Genomic DNA, 22,019 nt, shown 5'->3' with positions numbered 1-22,019 from the left:
TCCAAACAGCCTCGATGCAACGTTTTACCTCGGGGGAGCAGGTGCTCCCCTTTTTTTTTGCCCGTCAGAACGTCATCCGCCACTGTCCCACCAGCGCACCGTTGCGGTTGTCCTGCCCTGTTTCGCCGCTGTAGCTCAACCCCAGGGTATGACGTGGCGAAAGCGCCAGGTCCAGCCCTGCCTGCAGAAGCAGGCTGTCGCGGTCCAGTTCGCCACCTTTGATGTGATAAGTGCTGCTTCCCCTGACCAGGCGCTGATGGGAACTACCCTGGACGTCCCCATACAAGTGCTTCCAGCCGATGTCCAGACGCGGCGTCACGCGCATGCCGCGATCAAGCAGGAAGGGACGGGCGAGGCGCAGGCCCAGGTCGCTGCTGAAGTGTTCCTGGGCCTGGCCGTTGTACTGCAATGCCGCATCGCCGCCTTTCTCCGTGAAGCCGTCACGTTGATAACGTTGGTAGCCCACTTGGGCATAGGGCTCGAGTTCGAAATGGCCGATATCCAGCTGGTAGCCAAGTTGCCCGAAGACCTGCTGCGTCGTCGCATCGTAGCGACCTTTCAGACGATCCCTGAACCCATTGAACGCAACGTGGCGCTTGGTACTGCCGTCATGATTGCCATGGACAACGCCCAGGCGCAGCGCCAGCGGCCCGTCCTGGCGCAATGCATACGCGCCCACCAGCCAACTGTCGAGAGCTCCGTCGAACTGATCGCCGTCGAGCCGCGTCCGGGTTGTGCTGCCGATAAGGCCCAGCCGCCAATCGGAGCTGACAGCCCAGTCGGTTCCCAGCATCAAACCTTGTGTCGAATGCTTCATGGCAACGCCGCCCGGTTGCTTGGCGAGGCTGCCACTATTACCGATGGCCTGGACCCAGACCTGTCCACTGTCGTGCCCAGCCGCCGGGTTTCGCCGGCCCATGGCCGAGAGCATACCGCTGCTGACTGGCGCGACGCTGCTCAGGGTGGCGTTGCCAAGGTTTGCCGTGTCATGGCCGCTCAGTTGGTCGATGGCGACAGCGGCGGTGGCCATATTGGTGCCAAGCAGGGCGTTGATGGCGGCGTTGGGTTTGGGGGCAGGTTTGACCAGTTCTGGCTTGGCTGGGGGCTTGGCCTCGGCGCTTACAACCGCAGGTGGTGCGGCGGGCTCTGACGTTGGATGACTGGGTTGCGGCTCGACGGCAGGCGAGTGCGCAACCGGTGCCGCGATGCCGGGTTCGGGCTGCGCAGGGCTGACCGGCTGCTGTTGAATGGCGTCCACGAATTCGAGCGCGTTGGCGGAGGAAGCTGCCTCTCCCAATGGGACACCGTTGCGCTTGAAGGTAAGCCCTACCTGGTTTTCCAGCGTGTAGTCAGGTGTAGCCGTCAAAAAGGCGAGTTCATCGACGACCTTGCCGAATGTCCCTTCAATCTTCTCCGCCTCGATCACGATGCGTCTGTTTGTGTCGACGAACTCACCCGGTACGGAGGGGATCTTCAGAGTCGCATTGCCCAACGTAGCGGTGCCGCCAACCTTGATCGTGCTGCTGCCTTTCTCGGCGTCGATTGCGTAAACCAGCGTCGCGCTCTTGGAAAGCTTCAGGTCATTCGTCACCGAAGGGGCTCCCATTGCGGGGCCGACTTCCAGGATGCCCGCCACGTCCAGCGCATCGACCGTCCCGCTGCCGCTGAAGCGGGCCTTTTTTCCCACGAAAACAGGTCCGGTGACAGTGCCTTGGTTGGTGAGTTCGCCAAGAACGTGCACCGCGCCGTTGATGTGGCCGCTGTTCAGCAATTTGGCCTTCGAGTCGACCAGGCTATTTGCGTCGATACGACCGCCGTTCGACCACTCGCCTTGCTTCAAATACAGATCCTGGAAATTGCGTATCTCGCCTAATTCGCCTCCCTGGGTATCCAGCTGCAAGACATTGGCTCCGCCGCCGCCGTCGGTGAGCCCGAAGAGTCTGCCTTGCTTGCTGACCATCACCAGATCGTTGCTGTCGTCCTTCAATAAGGCGTCTTCGCGAACGGTCGTCACGTTGTCGCGTTTCGTATCCGCTGTTGGTGCCATGAACGCCTTGAGACGAGCCTGCATCTCGGTTGTTGTTTCCAAGGGGCGGGTTTCCCCGGCAACTGACTGAGCTATCGAAGACTCGACACAACCCAGTGCCAAGGCAATCGCCAGTGCGAGATGTTGGGGCAGGAATACATGTTTGGTAGGCATCGAATGCGATCTCTCATGAATGAGGTCGCACTTTAGAAATTCCCTCTGGATGGCGATGCCAGCCATGTTCTCGCCGCAGACAGGATTTGGCGGATGGAATCTGTAGGCTGTTCGTGCTGCGATCAGCGCGTCGTCCGGTTGGATTTCAGGGGTCGCAGCTTTGCCCTACAGCGGGTATGGGCCTTTCTGTTTGATCGACACTTGAAGTTTTTCATCGGGCCGCACCCAGTGCTTTCGGCCCCTGAGGAATGGCGGCTTCTCGCGGGAAATCGTCGTGTTCGGAAGGCTTGTTTATGTCCTTGCGATGAGAAGAGACTCGCTCCCTGAAAGCGCAGTTGATCAACTGCTTGATACAGATTGAGCACGCGATGGTAGGCTTGCGGCCGACCAAAGTTGGCTTTGTAAACCCATTCTGCGTTTCGCGTAGGATAGTTCCGGGATACAAATCCAGCGTTGTATCGTTGGGACCTCGTCTATAGTCCTCTCGTCATCGACAAAATCGGTGATCGATCTTAGCCGGTCGAACAAGAGTGCACGAGCGCCCCCAATGGCGGCGCTTTTTGCTGCCCGTGTTTTACATTTATGGCGGCTGTGCGGGGGACATCTTCGGGTGTGCCGGGTTCTCTTGTCCGGTCGGCTAACCCGCGTACAGCTGCCACCAATATTCGTTTAGCCGCGAACGGTGGTAGCTCCTGACTCAAGAGAGCAAACCGATGACCAAGTATCACCCCCTTCAAGCCAATACCAGCGGCGGCCCCACACTGTTTATCGACACAGAAGCTGGCGCCTCCGATCTTCTGGAAACCGCTGCGCACCGCATCAAAGCCGCCCGCGACTTACTCAACAGTGTTTCCTGTCTCTGCATGAAAAACGCCGAGGGTTATGACCTGGAGCATTTCGCCAACGCCGCGCATCTGTTGTTCCAGGACGGATGTGATGCATTGGAAGTGTTGGGGTGGAGTATCGGTGGAGGTGATATCCAATCCTCACCTGCTAGCGATTCTGCTGTACATCAGGCAGATCTTCCCGTCTAACCACTAAGCTGCAGAGTTGAGAGACCTTAGGATTGGGATTTAAGTCTTTGAATGGTCCGGCCCCTTCGTGAGCAGTCTGCTCGCGATGGCGTAGGGTCAGTCAGTGAAGATGTTGGATGTGCGGGCCCCTTCGCGAGCAAGCTCGCTCCCACAGGGACTCTATGTTTGCCGTAAATCTGAGCCTGCCGAAGAACCGAGGTGGGAGCGAGCTTGCTCGCGATAGCGGTGGGTCAGTTACGCAGTGCTGGCATGCGCCCTGCTGTTGCTGTTGCTGTTGCTGTTGCTCTTGCTCTGCTTTTGATTTTGATCTCAGCGCCCCGTTAACCACGCTGGCCGAACGCAGGCATTGCGCAGTGGGCAACCCGGCATGGATGCCGGGTTAGCCGCGCTGGGCCATGGATGGCCCTTCGCGGCGGCCCGCGGAGCAATGCCGGAGTGAGGGCACACCGAGCCGAGGCGAGGTGCCAAGTGGTGGGGCAAGAGCGTTTTGGTTACTTTTGCGCTTCTCAAAAGTGACCCGCTGTAAGAGCGGAACCATAAGCCGCCGTTACCGCAGCAACGGATATGTACACGACCCTAAGAGTACATCCCCCCCAGCAACAGCTCAGCGATTATGCAGATAAGCCTTCCCATAATGCCGCTCCATCCGCGCCTGAATCAGCTCCAACGCAATGGACATCAGCCAGTAAATAACCGCCGCCGTAGTCAGCATCTCGATATACCGATAGCTGGAACGACCATAGGACTGCGCCAGAAACATCACCTCCCAGACCCCCATCACCGAGATCAGCGAAGAATCCTTGAGCATCGAGATGAACTGGTTGGTGGTCGGCGGGATGATGGTACGCATGGCCTGGGGCAGGGTAACGCGCCAGAAGATCACGGTTTCGCCCATGCCCAGGGCGAGGGAGGCTTCCCGTTGGCCGTGAGGCACGCCGAGAATCCCGGCACGGAAGATTTCGCTCAAGTAGGCGCCGTAGTTGAGTGACAGGGCGATGATTCCCGCAGCGATGGCGCCTGGGACCACGCCCAGTTGCGGCAGGCCCAGGTAGATCAGCAGGATCTGGATCAACAGCGGCGTGCCACGAAAGAACGACGCGTAGAAGCTGGCGATGCCGAACGCCACCGCGCTGCTGGACAAGCGCGCCAGCGCGGTGATGAAACCCAGCAGTGACGAGGCGACGATGGAGCACAGGCACAGGAACAGTGTCAGCACCGCGCCCTGCAGAAAGCCGTTGGGCGCCAGGTGCACGCCCAGCAGGTTCGGCAGTTTGTCGAGGATGATCGAGAACTTCAGGTCGAAACTCAGGAAGAAACTGGCGAACAGCACCAGCATCGCGGCCCAGGTCAGATACAGCCGTGTGCGAAAACCGAAGATTTTTTGCAGGCGCGACTCAGCCACCGGTGGAGGTGGCTGGATAGGGGGCGGAAAAGAACTCATTGGCTGATGTCGGCACCGATCCATTTTTGCGAGAGCTTGCTCAGGGTGCCGTCCTGCTTCAGTTGGGCAAAGACTTCACGCACCTTGCTGTTCCACTCGGCGTCGCCTTTCTCGATGGCAACCGAATTGGGCTCTGAATACAGTGGTTCGCCCGCCAGTTTGAAGCGCTTGTCTTCGGTCAGGCGTGGCTGCGCGGTCACCAGGTTGGTCAACACCGCATCCAGCCGAACCCCGGCGCCGAGGCCCAGGTCCTGGAACGCCACGTTGTCGGTATCGTATGGCGCGATTTGCACATCCTCGAACGGGTAGCTCAGCTGGGTATCCTCGGCGCCTTCGATCACGAGGTTCTTGTTCAGGTAGCTTTCGTAGCTGGAGGCGCTGGTGAGACCGACTTTCTTGCCGCTCAGATCCTTGGCCCCATGGATGCTGTCGTCCTTGGCGTTGACCACGATCACCGCTGGCGAGGCGTAGTACTGCACCGGAAAATCGAACACTTCGGCGCGGGCCTTGCTCGGTGTCATCGAGCAGATGCAGATGTCGTAGCGGCCACTCCAATGGCCGGCCGCGATCACATCCCACGAGGGCGTTTCCAAGCGCAGCTTGACCCCAAGCTTTTGCGCGACGGCCTTGGCGACGTCCACGTCGAAACCGTCAAGCTGGTTCTGGTCATTGAGAAAAGAGAAGGGCGGGTAGCTTTCCATCAACACCCCGACCAGTTCTTTTTTCTGCTCGATACGGTCCAGCGTGGTGCCGGCAAGGATCGATGAGGAAGCGGCCAGCAGCGTCAAGCCCAGGGCAAGCGGTAAAGGTAATTTCACGATAGATCCCAGGCTGAAAAATAGGTTGTGATTGGCGGAAGAGTGCGCATTAAATAGTTATAAGAACGACTCCGATAGTGAGTATTTTTCATAAGCTTATGAGTGAATCGCATATGGCCGCAGCAAGGACAACTATTCTCGACGGCGGCATGGGCCGTGAGCTACAACGCCGTGGTGCGCCGTTTCGACAGCCCGAGTGGTCGGCCCTGGCCCTGAGCGAAGCGCCCCAGGCTGTGGAGGCGGTGCATGCGGCTTATATCGCCAGCGGCGCCGATGTGATTACCAGCAACAGCTACGCCGTGGTGCCCTTTCATATCGGCGAAGCGCGCTTTGCCGAGGAAGGCCAGGCGTTGGCGGCATTGGCGGGGAAATTGGCCAGGCGGGCGGTGCAGGCTTCAGGCAAAGCGGTGCGGGTGGCCGGATCGCTCCCTCCGCTGTTTGGTTCCTACCGTCCCGATCTGTTCGACGCCTCTCGCGCCAGCGAGCTGCTGGCGCCATTGGTTGCTGGCCTGACACCCCATGTCGACCTGTGGCTGGCCGAGACCCAGAGTTCTACCGTCGAGGCGCGGGCCATTCATGCCGGACTGCCGAAGGACGGCAAGCCGTTCTGGCTGTCGTTTACCTTGAAAGACGAAGACACCGATGAAGTGCCGCGCCTGCGCTCCGGCGAGCCGGTGGCGGACGCCGCGGCAGTGGCGGCGGAGCTGGGGGTCGAGACGCTGCTGTTCAATTGCAGCCAGCCAGAGGTGATTGGCGCAGCGATCGACGCGGCGCGCGAAACCTTCGAGCGCCTGGGCGTTAAAATCCACATCGGTGCCTACGCCAACGCCTTCCCACCGCAGCCCAAGGAAGCGACAGCCAATGACGGGTTGGACCCGCTGCGCGAAGACCTCGATCCGCCGGGCTATCTGCGGTGGGCGGCGGACTGGCGCAAGCGTGGGGCCAGTCACTTGGGCGGCTGTTGCGGCATCGGGCCGGAGCACATTGCGGTGTTGGCACAGCAACTGCGCTGACCCTGGTTGCAAGCCCCGTGGCGAGGAAGCAAGCGCCCTCGCCACGCAGACGCCGGGCGGTTCGCCCTGAGGGTCAGGCTCGGCACTGTGCGAGACTGCGCACCTGGCCCTCCGCGCTCTGGTTTTCCTCACTCAGCCAGTGCTCGAAGGCTGCCCCGATCACCGGCCATTCCGAGTCCAGCATCGAATACCACGCAGTGTCGCGGTTCTGCCCCTTGACCACCATATGTTGGCGAAATACGCCTTCAAACGTGAACCCAAGCCGCTCGGCGGCATACCGGGAACGGGCGTTGGCGTTATTGCATTTCCATTCCAGGCGTCGATAGCCCAGGGCGAAACACTCTTTCGCCAGCAGGTACACCGCCTCGGTACTTTTCGGCGAGCGCTGCATCGGCGCGCCGAAGGTGACATGGCCAATCTCGATACGGCCCTGGGCCGGCACGATGGACATCAGGCTGAGGATGCCTTGCACTTCGCCACTGGCGCGGTCGATCACGCTGAAAAAATATGGATCGACGTTGACCGCATGGTTGTTCAGCCAGGCATCGAACCCGCTGCGCTCCTTGAACGGGCCGTAGGGCAGATAATCCCAGAGTTTCGGATCGGCGCCGGGACCTTCGAGGGCTTGCCACAATCCGTCGGCGTGACGCGCCGGGTCGAGTTTTTCCAGGCGGATGAAGCGTCCTTCGAGCAAGCGCGTAAACGGCGCCGGGACACCTTTCCAATCAGCGAGCGAAGTCGACATGCTGCGTTCCTTAGAGGGCTTTGCGAAATTGAATGAAGCCAGGGCGTTCGGCAATCCGCTCGTAGAGCTGGATTGCGGTCGCGTTGGTCTCGTGGGTCAGCCAGTGCACTTTGCAACATCCGTCGGCCTTGGCGGTGGCGTAGACAAATTCGATGAGTTGGCGACCTGCGCCCTTGCCTCGGCAGTGTTCTGCCACCAGCAGATCCTGAAGATAGCAGGAGTTCTCGATGCTCCAGTTGGAACGGTGGTAGATGAAATGCACCAGGCCCACCGCCGTGTCGCCATCCCAGGCGAGCGCGCCATGGGTGGGCTCACGGTCGTCGAGCAAGCGTTGCCAGGTGCTCTGGCTCACCGCGTCTGGCAGTTCGGTGTTGTAGAACCGCAGGTAGGCCTGCCATAGCGGTAGCCAGGCAGCGTGGTCGGCGGCGGTGACAAGGCGGATCTCGAGCTGGCTCATGTTCACTCCTGAGGCGATTGTTCAGGTATCAGGCGTGCGAGTGCCTGGTCCTGCGGGTCGGGGCTCATGGCGAGCCCGTTGCGAACCCCGGCGGCATCCGCGGGGCTGCGGTTCTGGCTGAGCTTGCGCTTGCCTTCCAGACGCTGGATGGGCAGCGCGAAGCCGACGATGGCCTTGAGCATGCTGTCGATATATTCCGCCGGGGCGTCGTCGATTTTCCATGGCTGGGCCCGACCGCTTTCATGGCGGTGGGTGAGCTCGCCGACCAGGTTGCGCAGCCGTTGAGGATCGCTGAACACCTCGGCGTTGCCATAGGCGTGGACGGCGAGGTAATTCCAGGTGGGCACGACCTTGCCGTGCTCGGCCTTGCCCGGATAGAAACCCGGGCTGACGTAAGCGTCGACGCCTGCAAATACCACCAGCGCTTCGGCACCGGCTTCCAGGTCACGCCACTGCGGATTGGCGCGCGCCATGTGCCCATGGAGGGTTCCGTACGGTCCCTGTCGAGTGTCCAGCAACAGCGGCAGGTGGCTGGCCTGCAAGCCGTGTTCGCCGTGGGTAACCAATACGGCGAGGCGACAGTCATCCATCATGCGATGCAAGTGAGGCAGGTCTTCCACAGCAAAGGCTTTTGGGTTGTACATGGAAATTTTTCCTTGGCGATTGGCTTCATCGTAGGCAGGCTATTGGTCTGTTGTAAGAGCCACTTTCGGCCAATTCGACAGGTCCATTTACAGGTGCAGTCATGCCCGATGCCGTACCGCCATTGTCTTTCAACCCCGCCGGCATCGAGCTGGACCGCCGCCATGGGCTCAGTCGCCAGCTCTATCAGGCCCTGCGTGGGCGAGTACTGGACGGACGCCTGGCCAGCGGCACACGGTTGCCGGCTAGCCGCGACCTGGCGGCGGCGTTGTCGATTTCCCGCAACAGCGTGGTACGCGCCTACGACCAGCTGTATGCCGAAGGCTTCATAGAAGGACGAGTGGGTGACGGCACCTACGTGGCGAAACTTTCACCGCTGGCAATGCCGTCGGGAAAATTATCCACAAAACCATCCACAGGGTTTTCAACAGGCTTACCCACAGCCTTATCCACAATTCAGCTGGATTTCCCTGTGTTTTCATCCAGCAAAGTTATCCACAGCAACGCGCTCGAACGAGTCGAAACGCACCATTTGGCCCAGCCCCCGAGCGGACCGCCAAGAGCGTTTCGGGTCGGCGTCCCGGCGTTCGATCTGTTTCCTTTCGACGTGTGGGCCAAGCTGAACGCGGCGTTCTGGCGGAAACCGGACCTGCAGCAGTTGTGCTACGGCGATGCCCAAGGCGATGCGCGCCTGCGCGGCCTGGTCGCGGCCTACCTGCGTAGTTCACGGGGTTTGCACTGCTCGGCTGAGCAAATTGTGATCACCAGTGGCGCGCAACAGGCGATCAGCCTTTGTGCACAGTTGCTGGTGGACCCTGGCGACATCGTCGCGGTGGAAAATCCCGGCTATCGCGCCGCAGGGCATGCGTTTGCCGTGGCCGGTGGCGATGTGCGGGGCGTGCCGGTGGACAGCGACGGGCTCGATTGTGCAGCGCTGGCTGCACTGGACCACTGTCGGCTGGCTTACGTGACGCCATCCCATCAATATCCGACCGGAGTAGTCATGAGCCTGGCACGGCGTCTGGAACTGCTGGCCTGGGCCGGGCGCAACGATGGCTGGATCGTCGAAGACGACTATGACGGCGAGTACCGCTACAGCGGCGCGCCGCTGGCGCCCTTGGCTGCGCTGGATCGCGGAGGCCGCGTCCTGTATGTCGGGACGTTTGGCAAGGTTGCGTTCCCGGCGTTGCGCCTGGGTTACCTGGTGCTGCCGCCCGGCCTGGTCGATGCCTTCGCCCGCCGTCGGGCGGTGGATGTGCGCCATTCTGAAGTCAGCACTCAAGCGGTGATGGCCGAGTTCATGGCCGCTGGACATTTTCAGCGGCACATCAGGCGCATGCGTCGGGCCGCTCTGGCCCGCCGCGATGCGCTTCTGGCGGGCTGGCCGGAGGCTGTCGCAGGCGTTGGCGCGATGCCCACCGTGGTCGCCGGGCTGCACGTCACGGTTCCAGTGCAGAGCATCGAGCGCGAGCGCGAGCTGGTTGCCCAGGCCGCCGGTGTGGGCATCGAAATCAACGGATTGAGCAGTTATTGGTTGCCCGCCACGGCGCCGTCCCAAATCCGGGCAGGCATGGTGCTGGGGTTCGCCGCCGTGCCGCCTGCGGCGATAGACACTGCGCTGGCAAGTCTGGCAAAAGCCTGGGGAATCCGCTGATACGGAACCGGAGTGGAGGGCACCCCGGTTCTTGCACTTTAAGACCGGACCGGTGGAAAAAACACCGCTTTGGCCTGTTCCACGTCGATCTCGCTACGGTAACGATCGATCAATTGGCTTTGGCTAAGACGATGAGGGGAAGCGCCTGGTTTCCCCGACTCAACTTGTTCAGGGGTCTTCAAACGGCCGCTGAGAAACGCATGTTCCGGTGTCCAGCTTCTGGAGTAATGGAAATCTGCGAACCATAGGGTTTTCCTGTCGGCCTGGTCCCTGATTTCGTACCGGTCCAGATAGTGGGCACTCTTGATTCTCTGGCGTTTGTGCTTTGCCGAAATGACAATCTGTTTCCGCTCTTTGAGCCAGAGGACATTACTCATGGTCGGTGGGCTTTGTTTGATGACTTGTTGTTCGATATCAAATCCCAGTGCATAAAGGGCTTGGGTTTCCTTTTCAAGTTGTACCCGCAGGGATTCGGCTGCTCGCTGTTGGGTTTTTTCCGCTGGCGAAACTTCAAGCGTCTCGTTTGCACCGGCGCTTTGCACCTGGTCGAGCACCTTTTTGATCGCGACGCTGATTGTATTCAACCTGCGTGCATGGGCATTGATCACCACCCCGACCCCCGCCGGAGTACGACCTGACTGCTTTTTGCTTTCTTCCACTTGCACCTTGAACGCAGGCAATCCATCGATAAGGGCTTGGCCCTTGCCAATACTGACAGCCAACGTTGGGGTGGGTTGTGGCGGCGCGTCGGGATTGATGTGTTGTACCCATTCTCCGGTTTCTTTATGGTGGAACGTGACAATGATTTCATCCGAGAACGGTTTTTTCACGTCGGCCCAATCGGTTTCTTCATACAGCTCCGATAGGCGGGGTTCGACGCTCACAAGACCCCAGAAGCGCGCCCTGATGAACTTCCTCCTGGGCCGCGGACGTTCCTGGTAGGGAGCAGGTGTACTGCGCCGGGTGCTTCTTTCGTCGAGGGCAAGCGCCAAATGGCGCAAGGCCCTTTTCTTCAGGGCGCTGACCTGGTTTTTGAGTCGGTTGAGTTGGGCCAACCGGGCATGTTCCCGGTATTCATCAGCCACATACTTGACGTGGTCTTCAATGGCCGTGAATTGTTCGGTCAGGCTGCCGAGTGCATTGATTTGCTCATCCAGGCGGATCACGCTGCGCTCGTCAATTGCGTCGCGCAGGCTTTGGAACGCAACCGTGGAGTTATCAACCATCTGATTAATATCCGCCCAGGCTTCAGGTACGGTGTTGACACTGTCGAGCGACAGGCAGAGGTGGCGATACATGTCCAACTGGTACAGCCGAAGATCGTCGCTCTTATAGACAGGCATCATTTTTCGGTGTTGCCGGACAAACTCGAATCCCTCTCTGCCCAGCTTCTTGAGCCTGGAAAAGCGAGTCTCCATGTAGTCCAGGCGTTCGATCATCTCGTCGCCGAGCTGGAGCATGCTATAGGCTGTATTGGCATGCTGTTGCTCCAGGATCTTGACTCCGGAGGTAATCATTTCCGTGGCGGCTTGCATCACTGGGGTAAATTGTTCTCCCAGCGTGTCTATCTCTGCGAACGTGAAATTGATTTGCGCGTTGAGGTAACCGAGTCTGGTTCGGGTAGAGTCCGGCCTGGACTGAGAAATGGGCCAGTCAAGCAGCAACTGCAACGCTTCGTCATAGCTCTCACGCTGCGTCTTCAATGCGCTCAAATATACCTCACGGCTGGCGTCCCTGGACGGACCCGAGTCTTCCTTAAACTGCTTCGAATGCATTGCCAGCAGTTTCTGGTTTTCCAGCCTGCGGTCTTCGAGCCGGTTCAGCTCTTCGTACGCTTTAACGTTGCGACGGCTCGCCTCGGCGTTTATCTTTCGTACGATACTTGCCGATCCTGCTCCGCGTAGACGCAAGCGGGTATCAATGTACCACTGGCCTTGCGTGTCGCTCATCAGCAGAGGTCCCGCTCGGGTGTGGTCATTCCCGTCGACGATGGCGACTTGTTCTTCGTCCGCGAGTACCTGGAACCATTTATCTGCCAATTCCACATAAAGCTTCCCGCCTTGCTCGTAAAGCCCTTTGAGCGGGCCCTCGCTCTTGGGTTGCCCTGGGTTTTGCGGTTTTCCGACACTCAGGGGTTCCAGAAGCTTGGCGCTTTCTCGCGATAGGCTGATCAGTGCGCCGCTGGTTCGCAAAGTGTCATAGTGCTCGATGGCCGCGAGTTTTTGCTTCACCGGTGCGAGCTTTTCAATAATGAGTTCGGGTTTTGGTTTGGCCAGGCTCTCGAGTTCGCGAACCAGTTCAGAAACTTCTGTCGGATGTTCGCGCCCGGCTGTCCTGGCGCGGTCGAGGCTGAAAGTAGTAGTCGCCAGTGCGATATTGCACAGCAAGTCGGTAATGACTTGCCATCTGGCCTGGGCGCCAACCGTTTCGTCGCTCTGCGACAATGTCTCCAGATCATCAAGGATTTGCCACAGCCAGAACGCATTGCCTACGGTAGTGCCCAAGTAGGGCAGTGCCAAGTTGAAAATCACCCAGCCTGCCTGCCTGAAGCTTTCCCAGCGGCTTTCGCTGTTGGAGACCGATTGGCGATCGGCAAGCTCCACCAGGGCCGTGGCGTTGGCTTTGTATAACAAGGGCAGGAAATCCGACCCCAAGGTCTCGTTGCTCAAGCTGATGGGGCCGCTGTTGGAGATCGCCGCCAAAGGGTTCGTCACGAACTCCACGATGCTCCAGGGTGAAGGCAGCGGCCCTGGGAAAATGTACCGGCTGTAGCTGTTATGCACTTCCTTGGGCAGCCAGGCGAGTACGGATTGACGCAGGGAGGCGGTTTGCCTGATGTCATATAGCAAGTTGCTGAATGACGGGTACTGGCACAGCTGTGGCTCAAGCAGGGGACGGTAGAGCAGGCAAGGCCCGGCATTTGAATCTTGCGGGCCGATTACAAACATGTTGGCCACGATATCCTGGGTATTGCCCGGCTGCAGCTCGGGTACGAAAGCCAGTTGTCGCAGGACGATGGGCTGCCCGTCCACCTTGCGATCGGCCTCGTCGGGCTTCATCAGTGCCGCGACATAAGAATAACCCCTTTCATCTATGCCGCCTTGCCCGCGGAGTTTGCTTTCCAACGCAAGCAGGGGCAGCTGTAGACGTAACTGGGACGTGTACAAATTCTGGCGGCGTTCAGACTCTAGCGGGTCGTCGAGTAATTTACTTTTGACCCACTGCGGATAAGTACGACCGATGTCGATTTTGATGACGACATCTTCGATGAAGGCAATCGTCATCCACACGGGCAACTCTTTACCATCGAGCGATCGGACGGTTTTATCGCCCAAGGGAACGGCGATGAGGTTTTGCAGGGCCAGTTCGACGAGGCTGAGTCGAGTGGTTTCGATCTTTCCGGGGACGACAAAACTACCCCAGACGATAACGTTGCTTATCTGGATTTCAATGTTTTCCAGATCCAGCGTCGAGGCGTCGGCGTGTTGTGACTGCATCTGTTTTTTCAGAGCACTCAATACGAAACTCTTGATGGAGGGGATGTCATCCAGGTAGGTCTTGCCAGCCTGCGAGCCATTCAGTTCCGAGAGTTTTTTCAGGTGTTCGGCAAACATATTCTGGTCGGATGCGGAAGCGGTCGTCAGCCAGTCGGGTAACTTGTTTTTGAACCACTCCAGATCAACGGAACGACGCCCGTCCGGCGATTCAGTTTCGTCAGGGGGCGACATTTTCGCTATACCCGGGTCGCCGATAATTTCGATCTGCGACGAAATTATTGCGCAGGCTGCATAAGCAAAAATGTTCTCGGAGGGCTCAAAGAAGCGCCACTGCATCTTATAGTCGGGCCTGGGGTAGGCATGGTCCGCAAGCGATTGTTCGAGTGCGGAGCGGGAGTCGAACTTTTCATAACCATTAAGCATTGAATGCGCAAGAATGACTTCTAAGCCGTCAATCGTGCCGGTCAGTACCACCAATGCGTTTGCCCTGTGGCGTCCGGTTCCATAGTTAGTAATCGCATTGATATCGATCAGGTATGCCTGGGCCCCATAACGGCTGTTATTTTCACGATCCTGCAAGGTGGGGTTAAGGAACAGTTCTCTGGCCATGTCGCATTCAGTCTCGGTCCAGCCGTTGACTTCTGTGACGTTCCAGATGTTTTGCAGGGTTTCGGATAAATAGTGCCAGCGCGGGCCGGAACTGTCGGATAACGCGTTCCAGAATTTCAACTGCTGTTCCTGGCCCGCCGCAAAGATGGCCGGTGTCAATTCGTTGATAAGACACCCGATCTGCTCGATGCGGACCGGTAAATGCACATCGGGCCTGCTCAGCGGTAGTCGACTGAGGAAATGCAAGCCGTCGATCAGCAACACCGGATCGCTATTGATGACCTGCTCCGCCAACCTATCGCTGAGTGTTTCATAGCGTGTGGGAAGCTCAACGATTTCGCCATCGATGATGTCCCACGCCGGTTCGCCGATTACCGTTGTGTTCGGATCAAGGTCCAGCGTCGGATATTGCTTTTTTAGAGCATCGCGTAGAAGGACGGCGGCTACCTCTATATAGGAGGGGCCCATGAGAAGTTGGCTAAATACGGCTCTTTGAAGATCGATCTCAGAAGCGGGATTGCTGGATGGAGGTTGTGTCATCTGAATATTCCTGTCTTGTGCCCGATAAAGCCCCCGAAGCCGGATGCTTCGGGATTTTCATCCTAGGAGGGCGCAAGGCAGGAAAGGTGGTAACTATGTATAGGTCTTTCAACAGATCCGAGATGACGTCTCGAGTTTTTGCAGCCGCGTTACTGGCCGGATTTAATCCGCGTCCAAGCCCTCGTCCGCGCCCGCTCGGCATCCCTCGGCAAGGGTTGCAACGTGTAGAGCGTCGCCATTGCCGCCTCGGTCGGATACAGGTTGGGATTGTTGCGGATTGCCGGATCGACCATGTCGGTGGCGTCCTTGTTCGGGTTCGGGTAGCCGACAAAGTCACTGACGGGCGCGATCACCTTCGGCTGCAACAGATAGTCGATGAAGGCGTAGGCGTCGTCCGGGTTCTTCGCGCCCTTGGGAATGGCCAGCATGTCGAACCAGATCGGCGCGCCTTCCTTGGGCAGGCGCATGTCCACGGTCACGCCGTTCTTGGCCTCCTTGGCGCGGTTGGCGGCCTGGGAGAAGCTGCCGGAGTAGCCGACCGCTACGCAGATATCGCCGTTGGCGATGTCGGCCATGTATTTGGATGAGTGAAAATAGGTGATGTGCGGCCGGATCTTCATCAGCAGCGCTTCGGCCTTGGCATAGTCCGCCGGTTTTTTGCTGTTGGGATCCAGGCCCAGGTGCTGCAGGGCCAAGGGCAGGATTTCCGAAGGCGAATCGAGCAGGGCCACGCCGCACTGCTTGAGCTTGCTGATGTTTTCTTCCTTGAAGATCAGGTCCCAACTGTCCACCGGCGCATTGTCGCCCAGCGCGGCCTTGACTTTGGCCGGGTTGAAGCCGATCAGGATGGTGCCGTACATGTAGGGCACCGCAAACTTGTTGCCCGGATCGTTGGCTTCGATCAGCTTCATCAGCTTGGGATCGAGGTGGTTCCAGTTCGGCAATTTGCTGCGGTCCAGGGGCTGAAATACGCCGGCCTCGATCTGCTTGGCCAGGAATACATTGGACGGCACGACCACATCGTAGCCGGCGTTACCGGTGAGCAGCTTGGCCTCCAGGGCTTCGTTGGTGTCGAAGATGTCGTAGACCAGTTTGACCTGGCTGTGCTGCGCCTTGAAATCTTCAAGGGCCTTGGGCGTGATGTAGTCGAACCAGTTGTAGACACGCAGGGTGCGCTCCTCGGCCTGGACCGCGCCGCATAGCAGCGTGGCGAAGAGGGCTGGAGCCATCAGACGCTTGAGTCTTTTCATGCTGATATTCCTCATTGGGCGCTTTGAAAACCTTCGAGAACGTTCACCGCGTTGATGCCGATTTCTTCCACCGCATAACCCCCTTCCATCACGAACAGCGTCGGTTTGCCGAGCGCCGCGATGCGTTTGCCCATCGCCAGGTAATCCGGGCTGTCGAGCTTGAACTGAGAGATCGGGTCGTCCTTGAAGGTGTCCACGCCCAGGGAGACGACGATGACATCGGCGTCATAGTCCAGGACCTCGCCGCAGGCCTGTTCGAGGGCGGCGCTCCAGCTGTCCCAGCCGGAACCGGCGGGCAGCGGGTAGTTGAAATTGAATCCCGTGCCGGCACCTTCGCCGCGCTCGTCGACGTAGCCCAGGAAGAACGGGAATTCGGCTTCGGGATGGCCATGGATCGAGGCGAACAACACATCGCTGCGTTGGTAGAAAATCGATTGGGTGCCGTTGCCATGGTGGTAGTCGACATCGAGGATCGCGACCTTCCGGTGGCCCTGGTCAAGGAAAGCCTGGGCGGCGATCGCCGCGTTGTTGAGGTAGCAATAACCGCCCATCAAGTCGCTGGCGGCGTGGTGCCCCGGTGGCCGGCACAACGCGAAGGCACTGCGGGCACCGCGCTGGATTTCGGCCTGGGCGGTGAGGGCGACCTGGGCTGCGCTGTAGGCGGCCTGCCAGGTGCCGGCGGTAATCGGGGCGCCGCCGTCGAAACTGTAATAGCCGAGTTGACCGTGCAGGCTCGTCGGGATAACGGTACGCAGGGTGCGCGCCGGCCAGGTATAGGGCAGCAGGTCGCCGTCGCGGTTGAATTCGCTCCAGCGGTCCCAGGCACCCTCGAAGAATTCAAGGTATTGCGCACTGTGGATGCGCTGGATAGGCCCCAGCCCGAAATCCCGTGGCGCCTCCACCGGCCCCAACGCCCGGGCCTTGACCCGCTCCAATACATGATCGGCGCGGGAGGGCATTTCGAAGCAGGGCATCAGCTGCCCGTCCATCAACTCGCAACGTCCATGGTGCAGGTGGTGATCGTCGGAATAGATCGTCAGCATTCTTGTTCTCCGCAGGGGCTGATCCGGTATCCACAGTCTTGCGGCGCGCCGCGTTTGGGAGAACGGCAGGAGAGGCCAAAAGGGGATCGAAATGGCCAAAATAGTTGACCGTAAATCGCCCCTTGTTGGCGCGGGCATGCGCCGGTTCGGGGCAACAGCGATATCCAGGCCTCCCCTTATGTCCCGTGGCGAGAGAGCTTGCTCCCGCTGGGTGGCGAAGCCGCCCCAAAACGCCTGATACGTTTTTTACAGATAAACCGCGTTATCCGGTTTGCGACGGCTGCGCCGCCGAGCGGGAGCAAGCTCCCTCGCCACGGGGGCAGCGTTCATGGCCTGAACTGACTCGGCGCCACGCCGCTCCAGCGTACGAATGCGTGGCGGAAGCTGGCTGTTTCGCTGAAACCGAGCATTTCGGCGATCCGGTAGATCGGCAATTGATCTTCACCGAGCATCTGCTTGGCCCGTTCGAAGCGCAGTTCATCGAGCAATTCCTGGTAGCTGCAGCCCAGGTCCTTGAGATGCCGGCGCAGGGTGCGCGCCGAGCAGTTCATCTGTTCGGCCAAGCCTTCCAGGCCTGGCGGGGCATCCAGTTGTGCGGCGAGCGAGTGGCGGATGCGTCCCAGCCAGGCCTGCCTGCCAGTGAACTCGGTGTTCTGGCGGCGGCAGCGTTCGGCCATGGCGTGATGAGTGATGGGGTCAGCCAGTGGCAAGGGCTGCGCGAGCCAGTGACGATCGAAGGCGAACGCGTTGTCGATACTGTCAAAACGCACAGGGCATTCGAACAGGGCCTCATAACGTGCCTGATAATCCGGTGCCGAGTGTTCGAAACGTGTCGCTCGCAAGGGGAGCGCATGACCGAGCAGGTCGTTGCAGATGACCCTCAGCGAGACCATGCAGAACTCGGCATTGAACACCGCCAGGGCCGGGTTCTCCCGATAGTCGCTGGCGCTGAGCCAGATGTGCTCGCCGTCATCTTCCAGTGTCAGCTCAAAGAGTGTTCCCAATAGCGCCGGGTAACGCAGCGCCAGGCGTAAAGCGTCACCTAAGGTGGCGCTGGTGAGCAGGGCATAGCCGAGCATGCCGTAGGACGAAACGTGCATGTTGCGGCCCAATTCCAGGCCTATGTCACGTTTGAGCGCCACGGCGTTGGCGCAGACCTGCATCTCCTGGTTGGTGGTGATGCGTGTGTCGGCCCGGCTCAGGTGCGCCATGCTGATGCCGCTGCCGGCCAATAGCGCGTCACTGGGCAAGCCTTCGTTCCTGAACGCGTTGAGCACCAGGGAGACCGCGTTGAGCGTGGTGAGGTGGGAATGCAGCATGGTCCGTTTCCAGCCGGGGGAGGCTGGAAGGAGGGAGCAAGTTGTATGCCGGACGGTGCTTGCCAGAATGTGGAGTGTGAGTGCGCTTGAAATGACTGGGGACGCTAAAGCATTAGTCGCCCCTCGCAAGCGAACGCACGCCACAACGCTCAGCCAAAACTGAGCGAGCAGTAACTTGGCTCTATCTGACGAAGCTGAACTTGTGACCACCGAGCCCAAAAAACTGAGCATCAAGATCGTGAGGCTCGAAACTGACACTAACTACGCATTCACATGTCGCCTCGGAGGGGAACGCATAGGCCTGTGGTGGGATACGGAAGCGATAAGGCAAGCCTGGCGCTACCGGGAGGGTCTGCTGCAGGTCATAGAGGGTGACTGGAAAACCACCCTCTACACGGTAGCTCACCCACCATCTGCACGCCACGACGCTGGGATACTCCAGATTCAGAATTATAGATTGATCCACATCCAGTCCATCCGGGTAGTCGGTCACCTTGAGCTTCGAGTCAATCACCCCCTCCACGACGGGAAACTTAAAATCCAGGGGAGAGGTGACCTTGGCGAACAGCTCCTCGGAACCTACCGGTTGCTCATCCGGCAGTTGGACGATATAGCGGACGGAAACCTTCTTGCCGGCAAAACGCTTGAGGTCTTCTTGCGGCACTTCGATGCGCAGGGTTTCCGGCGAAACGATTGGCTGAGGTTTCGAGGCGTAGCTGACGCTGCCGTCGAGCGCCCGGACCTCGATAGCCACTGTGGCAGCGTTCGGCAGGTCGACCGTGGGGATGTGCACATAAATACGCAGGTGGGAGGAGGCCAGTTCCACAGCGACAATGATTCCCTCTGTTTCATGGGGAATGAATGGCTTATTGAAACGATAGAGGGTCGGTGCCACCAGTTGCACTTGAGAAACCGACGTGGTGAAGGGATGTTGAAAACCTTCGAACGGTGGCTTGCCGGGGAATGCATGCGTTTTCATATGAGCTCCGAGATCGATATCGACCCGCGCCCGTCGTGAGACGCGGGTCTATCGGAGCTCACGTTAGGCGTGAGGGACCGGGCCCGGCTACTGTCAGAACTGATAGTTGACCAAGCAGTCCTGATGGGCCGAGCGCTTGCAAGCGGGTCATGCCAGCTCCCTGCAAAGATCCAGCTCAGCCAGCCGCCGCACCTCGTTCACCGACAGTCCCGCACCAATCAGCGCCTGTAACTTGCCGAATGCAGCCTCGCGGGTCATGCCGCCGCCGGACAGCACGCCGACGCCGCGCAAGCGACTGCCGGCTTCGTAGATGTCCAGCTCGACGCCGCCTTCATGGCATTGAGTGACCGCCACGATCACCACGCCGTTGTCCAGCGCCCGTTCCAGGCTGGCGAGGAAGGCCGGGTTGTCGCTCGGACCGGTGCCGCTGCCGTAGCACTCCAGCACCAGGCCCTGGATGCCGCTGCCCAGCAAGCCATCGATAACCTCGGCGCCAATGCCGGGGAACAATGGCAGCACCACGACGTTTGCCAACTGTTTCGGCTGGTTGTAATTCAACTGCGCCGGCAGCGACGTGGCCTTGATGCCGCCGCCCTGGCGCTCCAGGCGCTTGAACGGATGACGACCAAAGCTGCGCACCTTGGCGCAGCGGGTCGGCGCCAGCAGTTCACCGTGGAAATACAGGTGCACGCCCGGCGCCAGGCCCTGGCCGAGGGCGACCAGCGCGCCGCTGAGGTTTTCCCAGGCGTCGCTGTCGGTCACGCCGGCCGGCAGCATCGAACCGGTGAAGCAAACCCGCGCGTGCAAGCCGAGCAACTGGAAACTCATGGCGGCGGCGCTGTAGGCCAGTGTGTCGGTACCGTGCAGGATCAGCACACTGTCGCAGCCTTGTACATCGACGGCATCGACCACCGCTTCGCGCAGTTGCTGCCAGTAGCCCGGGGTCATGTTGGCGCTGTCGATCAGCGGCGACATCTCCCGGAAACGCCATTGCGGGATAACCAGTTCGGGCTGGCTGTGCAGGTAGTCGCGCATCCGCGCTTCGAAACCGGATGCCGGGGCCAGGCCGTTGGCGCTGGCCTGCATGCCGATGGTGCCGCCGGTGTAGAGCACCATGACGTGCTGGGCGGCGGGATAGGTCGAGGCATTCATGGGATGTTCTCCGAGGACGAAAACAGCAGCTTCACTCGCTGCTGCAACATAAGGCCGAGCATGACGCCGACCTTGTGTTGTGTCACGCCGGGCGCAGGGGATGCGCCCGGTTTTTTTCAAACAACCTGCCGATCAGCGTTGCGCTGCGGCCAGGCTCGCGGAGGCGTTGCCGGATTCAGCGGCGGGGGTCGACGGGTTCGCTGGCCAGGCCTTGCGGTCCAGGTCCAGGTCGGGGAATTTGCTGGAATCGAAGACCGGAACCTTGATACCAGCCGAACGCTGGTCGTCATAGTCGCGCAGGATGCGCATGCCGACCTTGAACAGCAGGAACAGCGCGATCAGGTTCACGAACGCCAGCAGCGTCATGGTGATATCGGCGAAGGCGAACACGGTGCCGAGGTTCTCGATGGCGCCCCAGAAAATCAGTCCCAGGACCAAGGCGCGATAGGCCATCAGCGCCTTGCGGTTTTCACCTAGCATGAAGCGCAGGTTGTTTTCGCCCAGGTAATAGTTGTAGAGGATCGAGGTGAACACGAACAACGACAGGGCTACGGAGATGAATATCCGGCCCCAGTCGCCGACCACGGCCGCCAGGGAGTTCTGGGTCAGGGCAATGCCGTCGCCTTCGAAGCCTGGGGTGTAGAAACCCGACAGCAGGATCAGCAGCGCGGTGCAGGTGCAGATCACGAACGTGTCGAGGAAAACGCTGAACGCCTGGACCACGCCTTGGGCGACCGGGTGCTCCACCGACGCCACGGCGGCCACGTTAGGCGCACTGCCCAGGCCGGCTTCGTTGGCGAACACGCCACGCTTGACGCCCATGACGATGGCGCTGCCGATCAGGCCGCCAAAGGCCTGGTCCAGACCGAAGGCGCTCCTGACGATCGTCGCCAGCATGCCTGGTACATGTTCGAATTGCAGCACGATCACGTAGAGCGTCACGGCGATGTATGCCAGGGTCTTGACCGGTACCAGCAGGTCCGCAACCTTGGCGATTCGCTTGATCCCGCCGATGAATACCAGGCCCAGCAGCACCGCCAGGCCGAGGCCGGTGTAGGTGGTATCGAGGCCGAAGGCGTTATTCAGGGAGTGAGTGACGGCGTGGGCTTGCAGGCCGTTGAAGGCGAAGCCGAAGGTGATCAGCAGCAGGAACGCCATGATCATGCCCAGCCAGCGTTTCTGCAGGCCGTGCTGGATGTAGTAGGACGGACCACCACGGAACTGGCCTTCGGAATCGCAGCGCTTGTAGAGCTGGCCGAGGGAGCACTCGAAGAAGCTGCTGGACATGCCGACCAGCGCGGTCACCCACATCCAGAACACTGCACCAGGCCCGCCGAGGGTCACGGCGATGCCGACACCGGCGATGTTGCCCGCGCCGACACGGCCGGCAAGGCTGAGCATCAGGGCCTGGAAGGAGCTGAGCTGGTCAGTGCTGCTTTTCAGGCTGTCCCGGAACACCGAGAACATATGAAAGAAATGACGGAACTGGACGAAACGCGAGCGGATCGTGAAGTAGCCACCGAGCCCGACAATGAGCACGATCAGCACTTTCCCTGAGAGGAAGTCGTTGATGACTTCGAGCATGAGTATTCCTCGCTGTTTTTTGTTTAAGCAAATGCTGGCCAT

The 22,019-nt window shown here is 59.7% G+C and carries 16 protein-coding genes; 3 read left to right on the top strand and 13 right to left on the bottom strand.

The annotated features are described in order from the left end of the window. Positions 1 to 64 precede the first annotated feature (64 nt). On the bottom strand, positions 65 to 2,266 hold the full coding sequence (locus J3P89_RS28020) for an autotransporter domain-containing protein (protein WP_434696306.1): 2,202 nt from the start codon (positions 2,264 to 2,266) through the stop codon (positions 65 to 67). 647 nt (positions 2,267 to 2,913) lie between these two features. Between J3P89_RS28020 and J3P89_RS28015 the strand changes: the two genes are divergently transcribed. Continuing rightward, entirely contained in the window at positions 2,914 to 3,234 is a 321-nt protein-coding gene (locus J3P89_RS28015) for a hypothetical protein (RefSeq protein ID WP_434696305.1), read from the top strand. A 604-nt stretch (positions 3,235 to 3,838) separates the two neighbouring features. Here J3P89_RS28015 and J3P89_RS28010 read toward each other — a convergent pair. Both J3P89_RS28010 and J3P89_RS28005 read right to left on the bottom strand, forming a co-directional pair. Continuing rightward, a complete protein-coding gene (locus tag J3P89_RS28010; RefSeq protein ID WP_434626811.1) occupies positions 3,839 to 4,675 on the bottom strand; it encodes an amino acid ABC transporter permease in 837 nt (278 codons plus the stop codon). Further along, positions 4,672 to 5,493 (bottom strand): ABC transporter substrate-binding protein, encoded by an 822-nt coding sequence (locus J3P89_RS28005; protein ID WP_305497695.1) that lies wholly within the window; start codon positions 5,491 to 5,493, stop codon positions 4,672 to 4,674. The genes J3P89_RS28010 and J3P89_RS28005 overlap by 4 nt, the downstream gene beginning before the upstream one ends. Positions 5,494 to 5,606: 113 nt before the next feature. On the opposite strand from J3P89_RS28005, the gene J3P89_RS28000 reads away from it, so the two are divergent. After that, entirely contained in the window at positions 5,607 to 6,506 is a 900-nt protein-coding gene (locus J3P89_RS28000) for a homocysteine S-methyltransferase family protein (RefSeq protein ID WP_434696304.1), read from the top strand. Positions 6,507 to 6,579: 73 nt separating this feature from the next. Here the strand turns inward: J3P89_RS28000 and J3P89_RS27995 are convergent, their stop codons facing one another. The 3 genes from J3P89_RS27995 to J3P89_RS27985 are packed head-to-tail and all read right to left on the bottom strand — an operon-like array spanning position 6,580 to position 8,352. Further along, on the bottom strand, positions 6,580 to 7,251 hold the full coding sequence (locus J3P89_RS27995) for a GNAT family N-acetyltransferase (RefSeq protein WP_434696303.1): 672 nt from the start codon (positions 7,249 to 7,251) through the stop codon (positions 6,580 to 6,582). A 10-nt stretch (positions 7,252 to 7,261) separates the two neighbouring features. Next, positions 7,262 to 7,708 (bottom strand): GNAT family N-acetyltransferase, encoded by a 447-nt coding sequence (locus tag J3P89_RS27990; protein ID WP_434696302.1) that lies wholly within the window; start codon positions 7,706 to 7,708, stop codon positions 7,262 to 7,264. 2 nt (positions 7,709 to 7,710) lie between these two features. Next, positions 7,711 to 8,352, bottom strand: a complete 642-nt coding sequence (locus tag J3P89_RS27985) for an FMN-binding negative transcriptional regulator (RefSeq protein WP_434696301.1) — start codon at positions 8,350 to 8,352, stop codon at positions 7,711 to 7,713. A gap of 101 nt (positions 8,353 to 8,453) precedes the next feature. On the opposite strand from J3P89_RS27985, the gene J3P89_RS27980 reads away from it, so the two are divergent. After that, complete coding sequence (locus J3P89_RS27980; protein WP_434696300.1) at positions 8,454 to 10,004, top strand: PLP-dependent aminotransferase family protein; 1,551 nt, start codon at positions 8,454 to 8,456, stop codon at positions 10,002 to 10,004. A 38-nt stretch (positions 10,005 to 10,042) separates the two neighbouring features. On the opposite strand, the gene J3P89_RS27975 is transcribed toward J3P89_RS27980, so the two are convergent. The 7 genes from J3P89_RS27975 to J3P89_RS27945 form a co-directional block, all read right to left on the bottom strand. Beyond that, positions 10,043 to 14,650 (bottom strand): dermonecrotic toxin domain-containing protein, encoded by a 4,608-nt coding sequence (locus J3P89_RS27975; protein WP_434696299.1) that lies wholly within the window; start codon positions 14,648 to 14,650, stop codon positions 10,043 to 10,045. Positions 14,651 to 14,799: 149 nt separating this feature from the next. Continuing rightward, positions 14,800 to 15,900 carry a polyamine ABC transporter substrate-binding protein gene (locus J3P89_RS27970; RefSeq protein WP_434696298.1) on the bottom strand — a complete coding sequence of 367 codons (1,101 nt, stop codon included), beginning with the start codon at positions 15,898 to 15,900 and terminating at the stop codon, positions 14,800 to 14,802. 11 nt (positions 15,901 to 15,911) lie between these two features. Continuing rightward, positions 15,912 to 16,943: a histone deacetylase family protein gene (locus J3P89_RS27965; protein WP_434696297.1), complete on the bottom strand. Its 1,032-nt coding sequence runs from the start codon at positions 16,941 to 16,943 to the stop codon at positions 15,912 to 15,914. Positions 16,944 to 17,269: 326 nt separating this feature from the next. Further along, positions 17,270 to 18,262: an AraC family transcriptional regulator gene (locus J3P89_RS27960; RefSeq protein WP_434696296.1), complete on the bottom strand. Its 993-nt coding sequence runs from the start codon at positions 18,260 to 18,262 to the stop codon at positions 17,270 to 17,272. A 181-nt stretch (positions 18,263 to 18,443) separates the two neighbouring features. Then, the gene (locus J3P89_RS27955) at positions 18,444 to 19,241 is read right to left on the bottom strand and encodes a hypothetical protein (RefSeq protein WP_434696295.1); all 798 of its coding nucleotides are present in this window, start codon (positions 19,239 to 19,241) and stop codon (positions 18,444 to 18,446) included. A 147-nt stretch (positions 19,242 to 19,388) separates the two neighbouring features. After that, positions 19,389 to 20,393, bottom strand: a complete 1,005-nt coding sequence (locus J3P89_RS27950) for an asparaginase (protein WP_434696294.1) — start codon at positions 20,391 to 20,393, stop codon at positions 19,389 to 19,391. Between the two features lie 132 nt (positions 20,394 to 20,525). Then, on the bottom strand, positions 20,526 to 21,977 hold the full coding sequence (locus J3P89_RS27945; protein ID WP_434654391.1) for an alanine/glycine:cation symporter family protein: 1,452 nt from the start codon (positions 21,975 to 21,977) through the stop codon (positions 20,526 to 20,528). Between the last annotated feature and the right edge of the window lie 42 nt (positions 21,978 to 22,019).

Source organism: Pseudomonas sp. Z1-14 (assembly GCF_051132005.1).
Classification (GTDB): domain Bacteria; phylum Pseudomonadota; class Gammaproteobacteria; order Pseudomonadales; family Pseudomonadaceae; genus Aquipseudomonas.
This window is presented reverse-complemented; position numbering and strand designations above follow the sequence as displayed.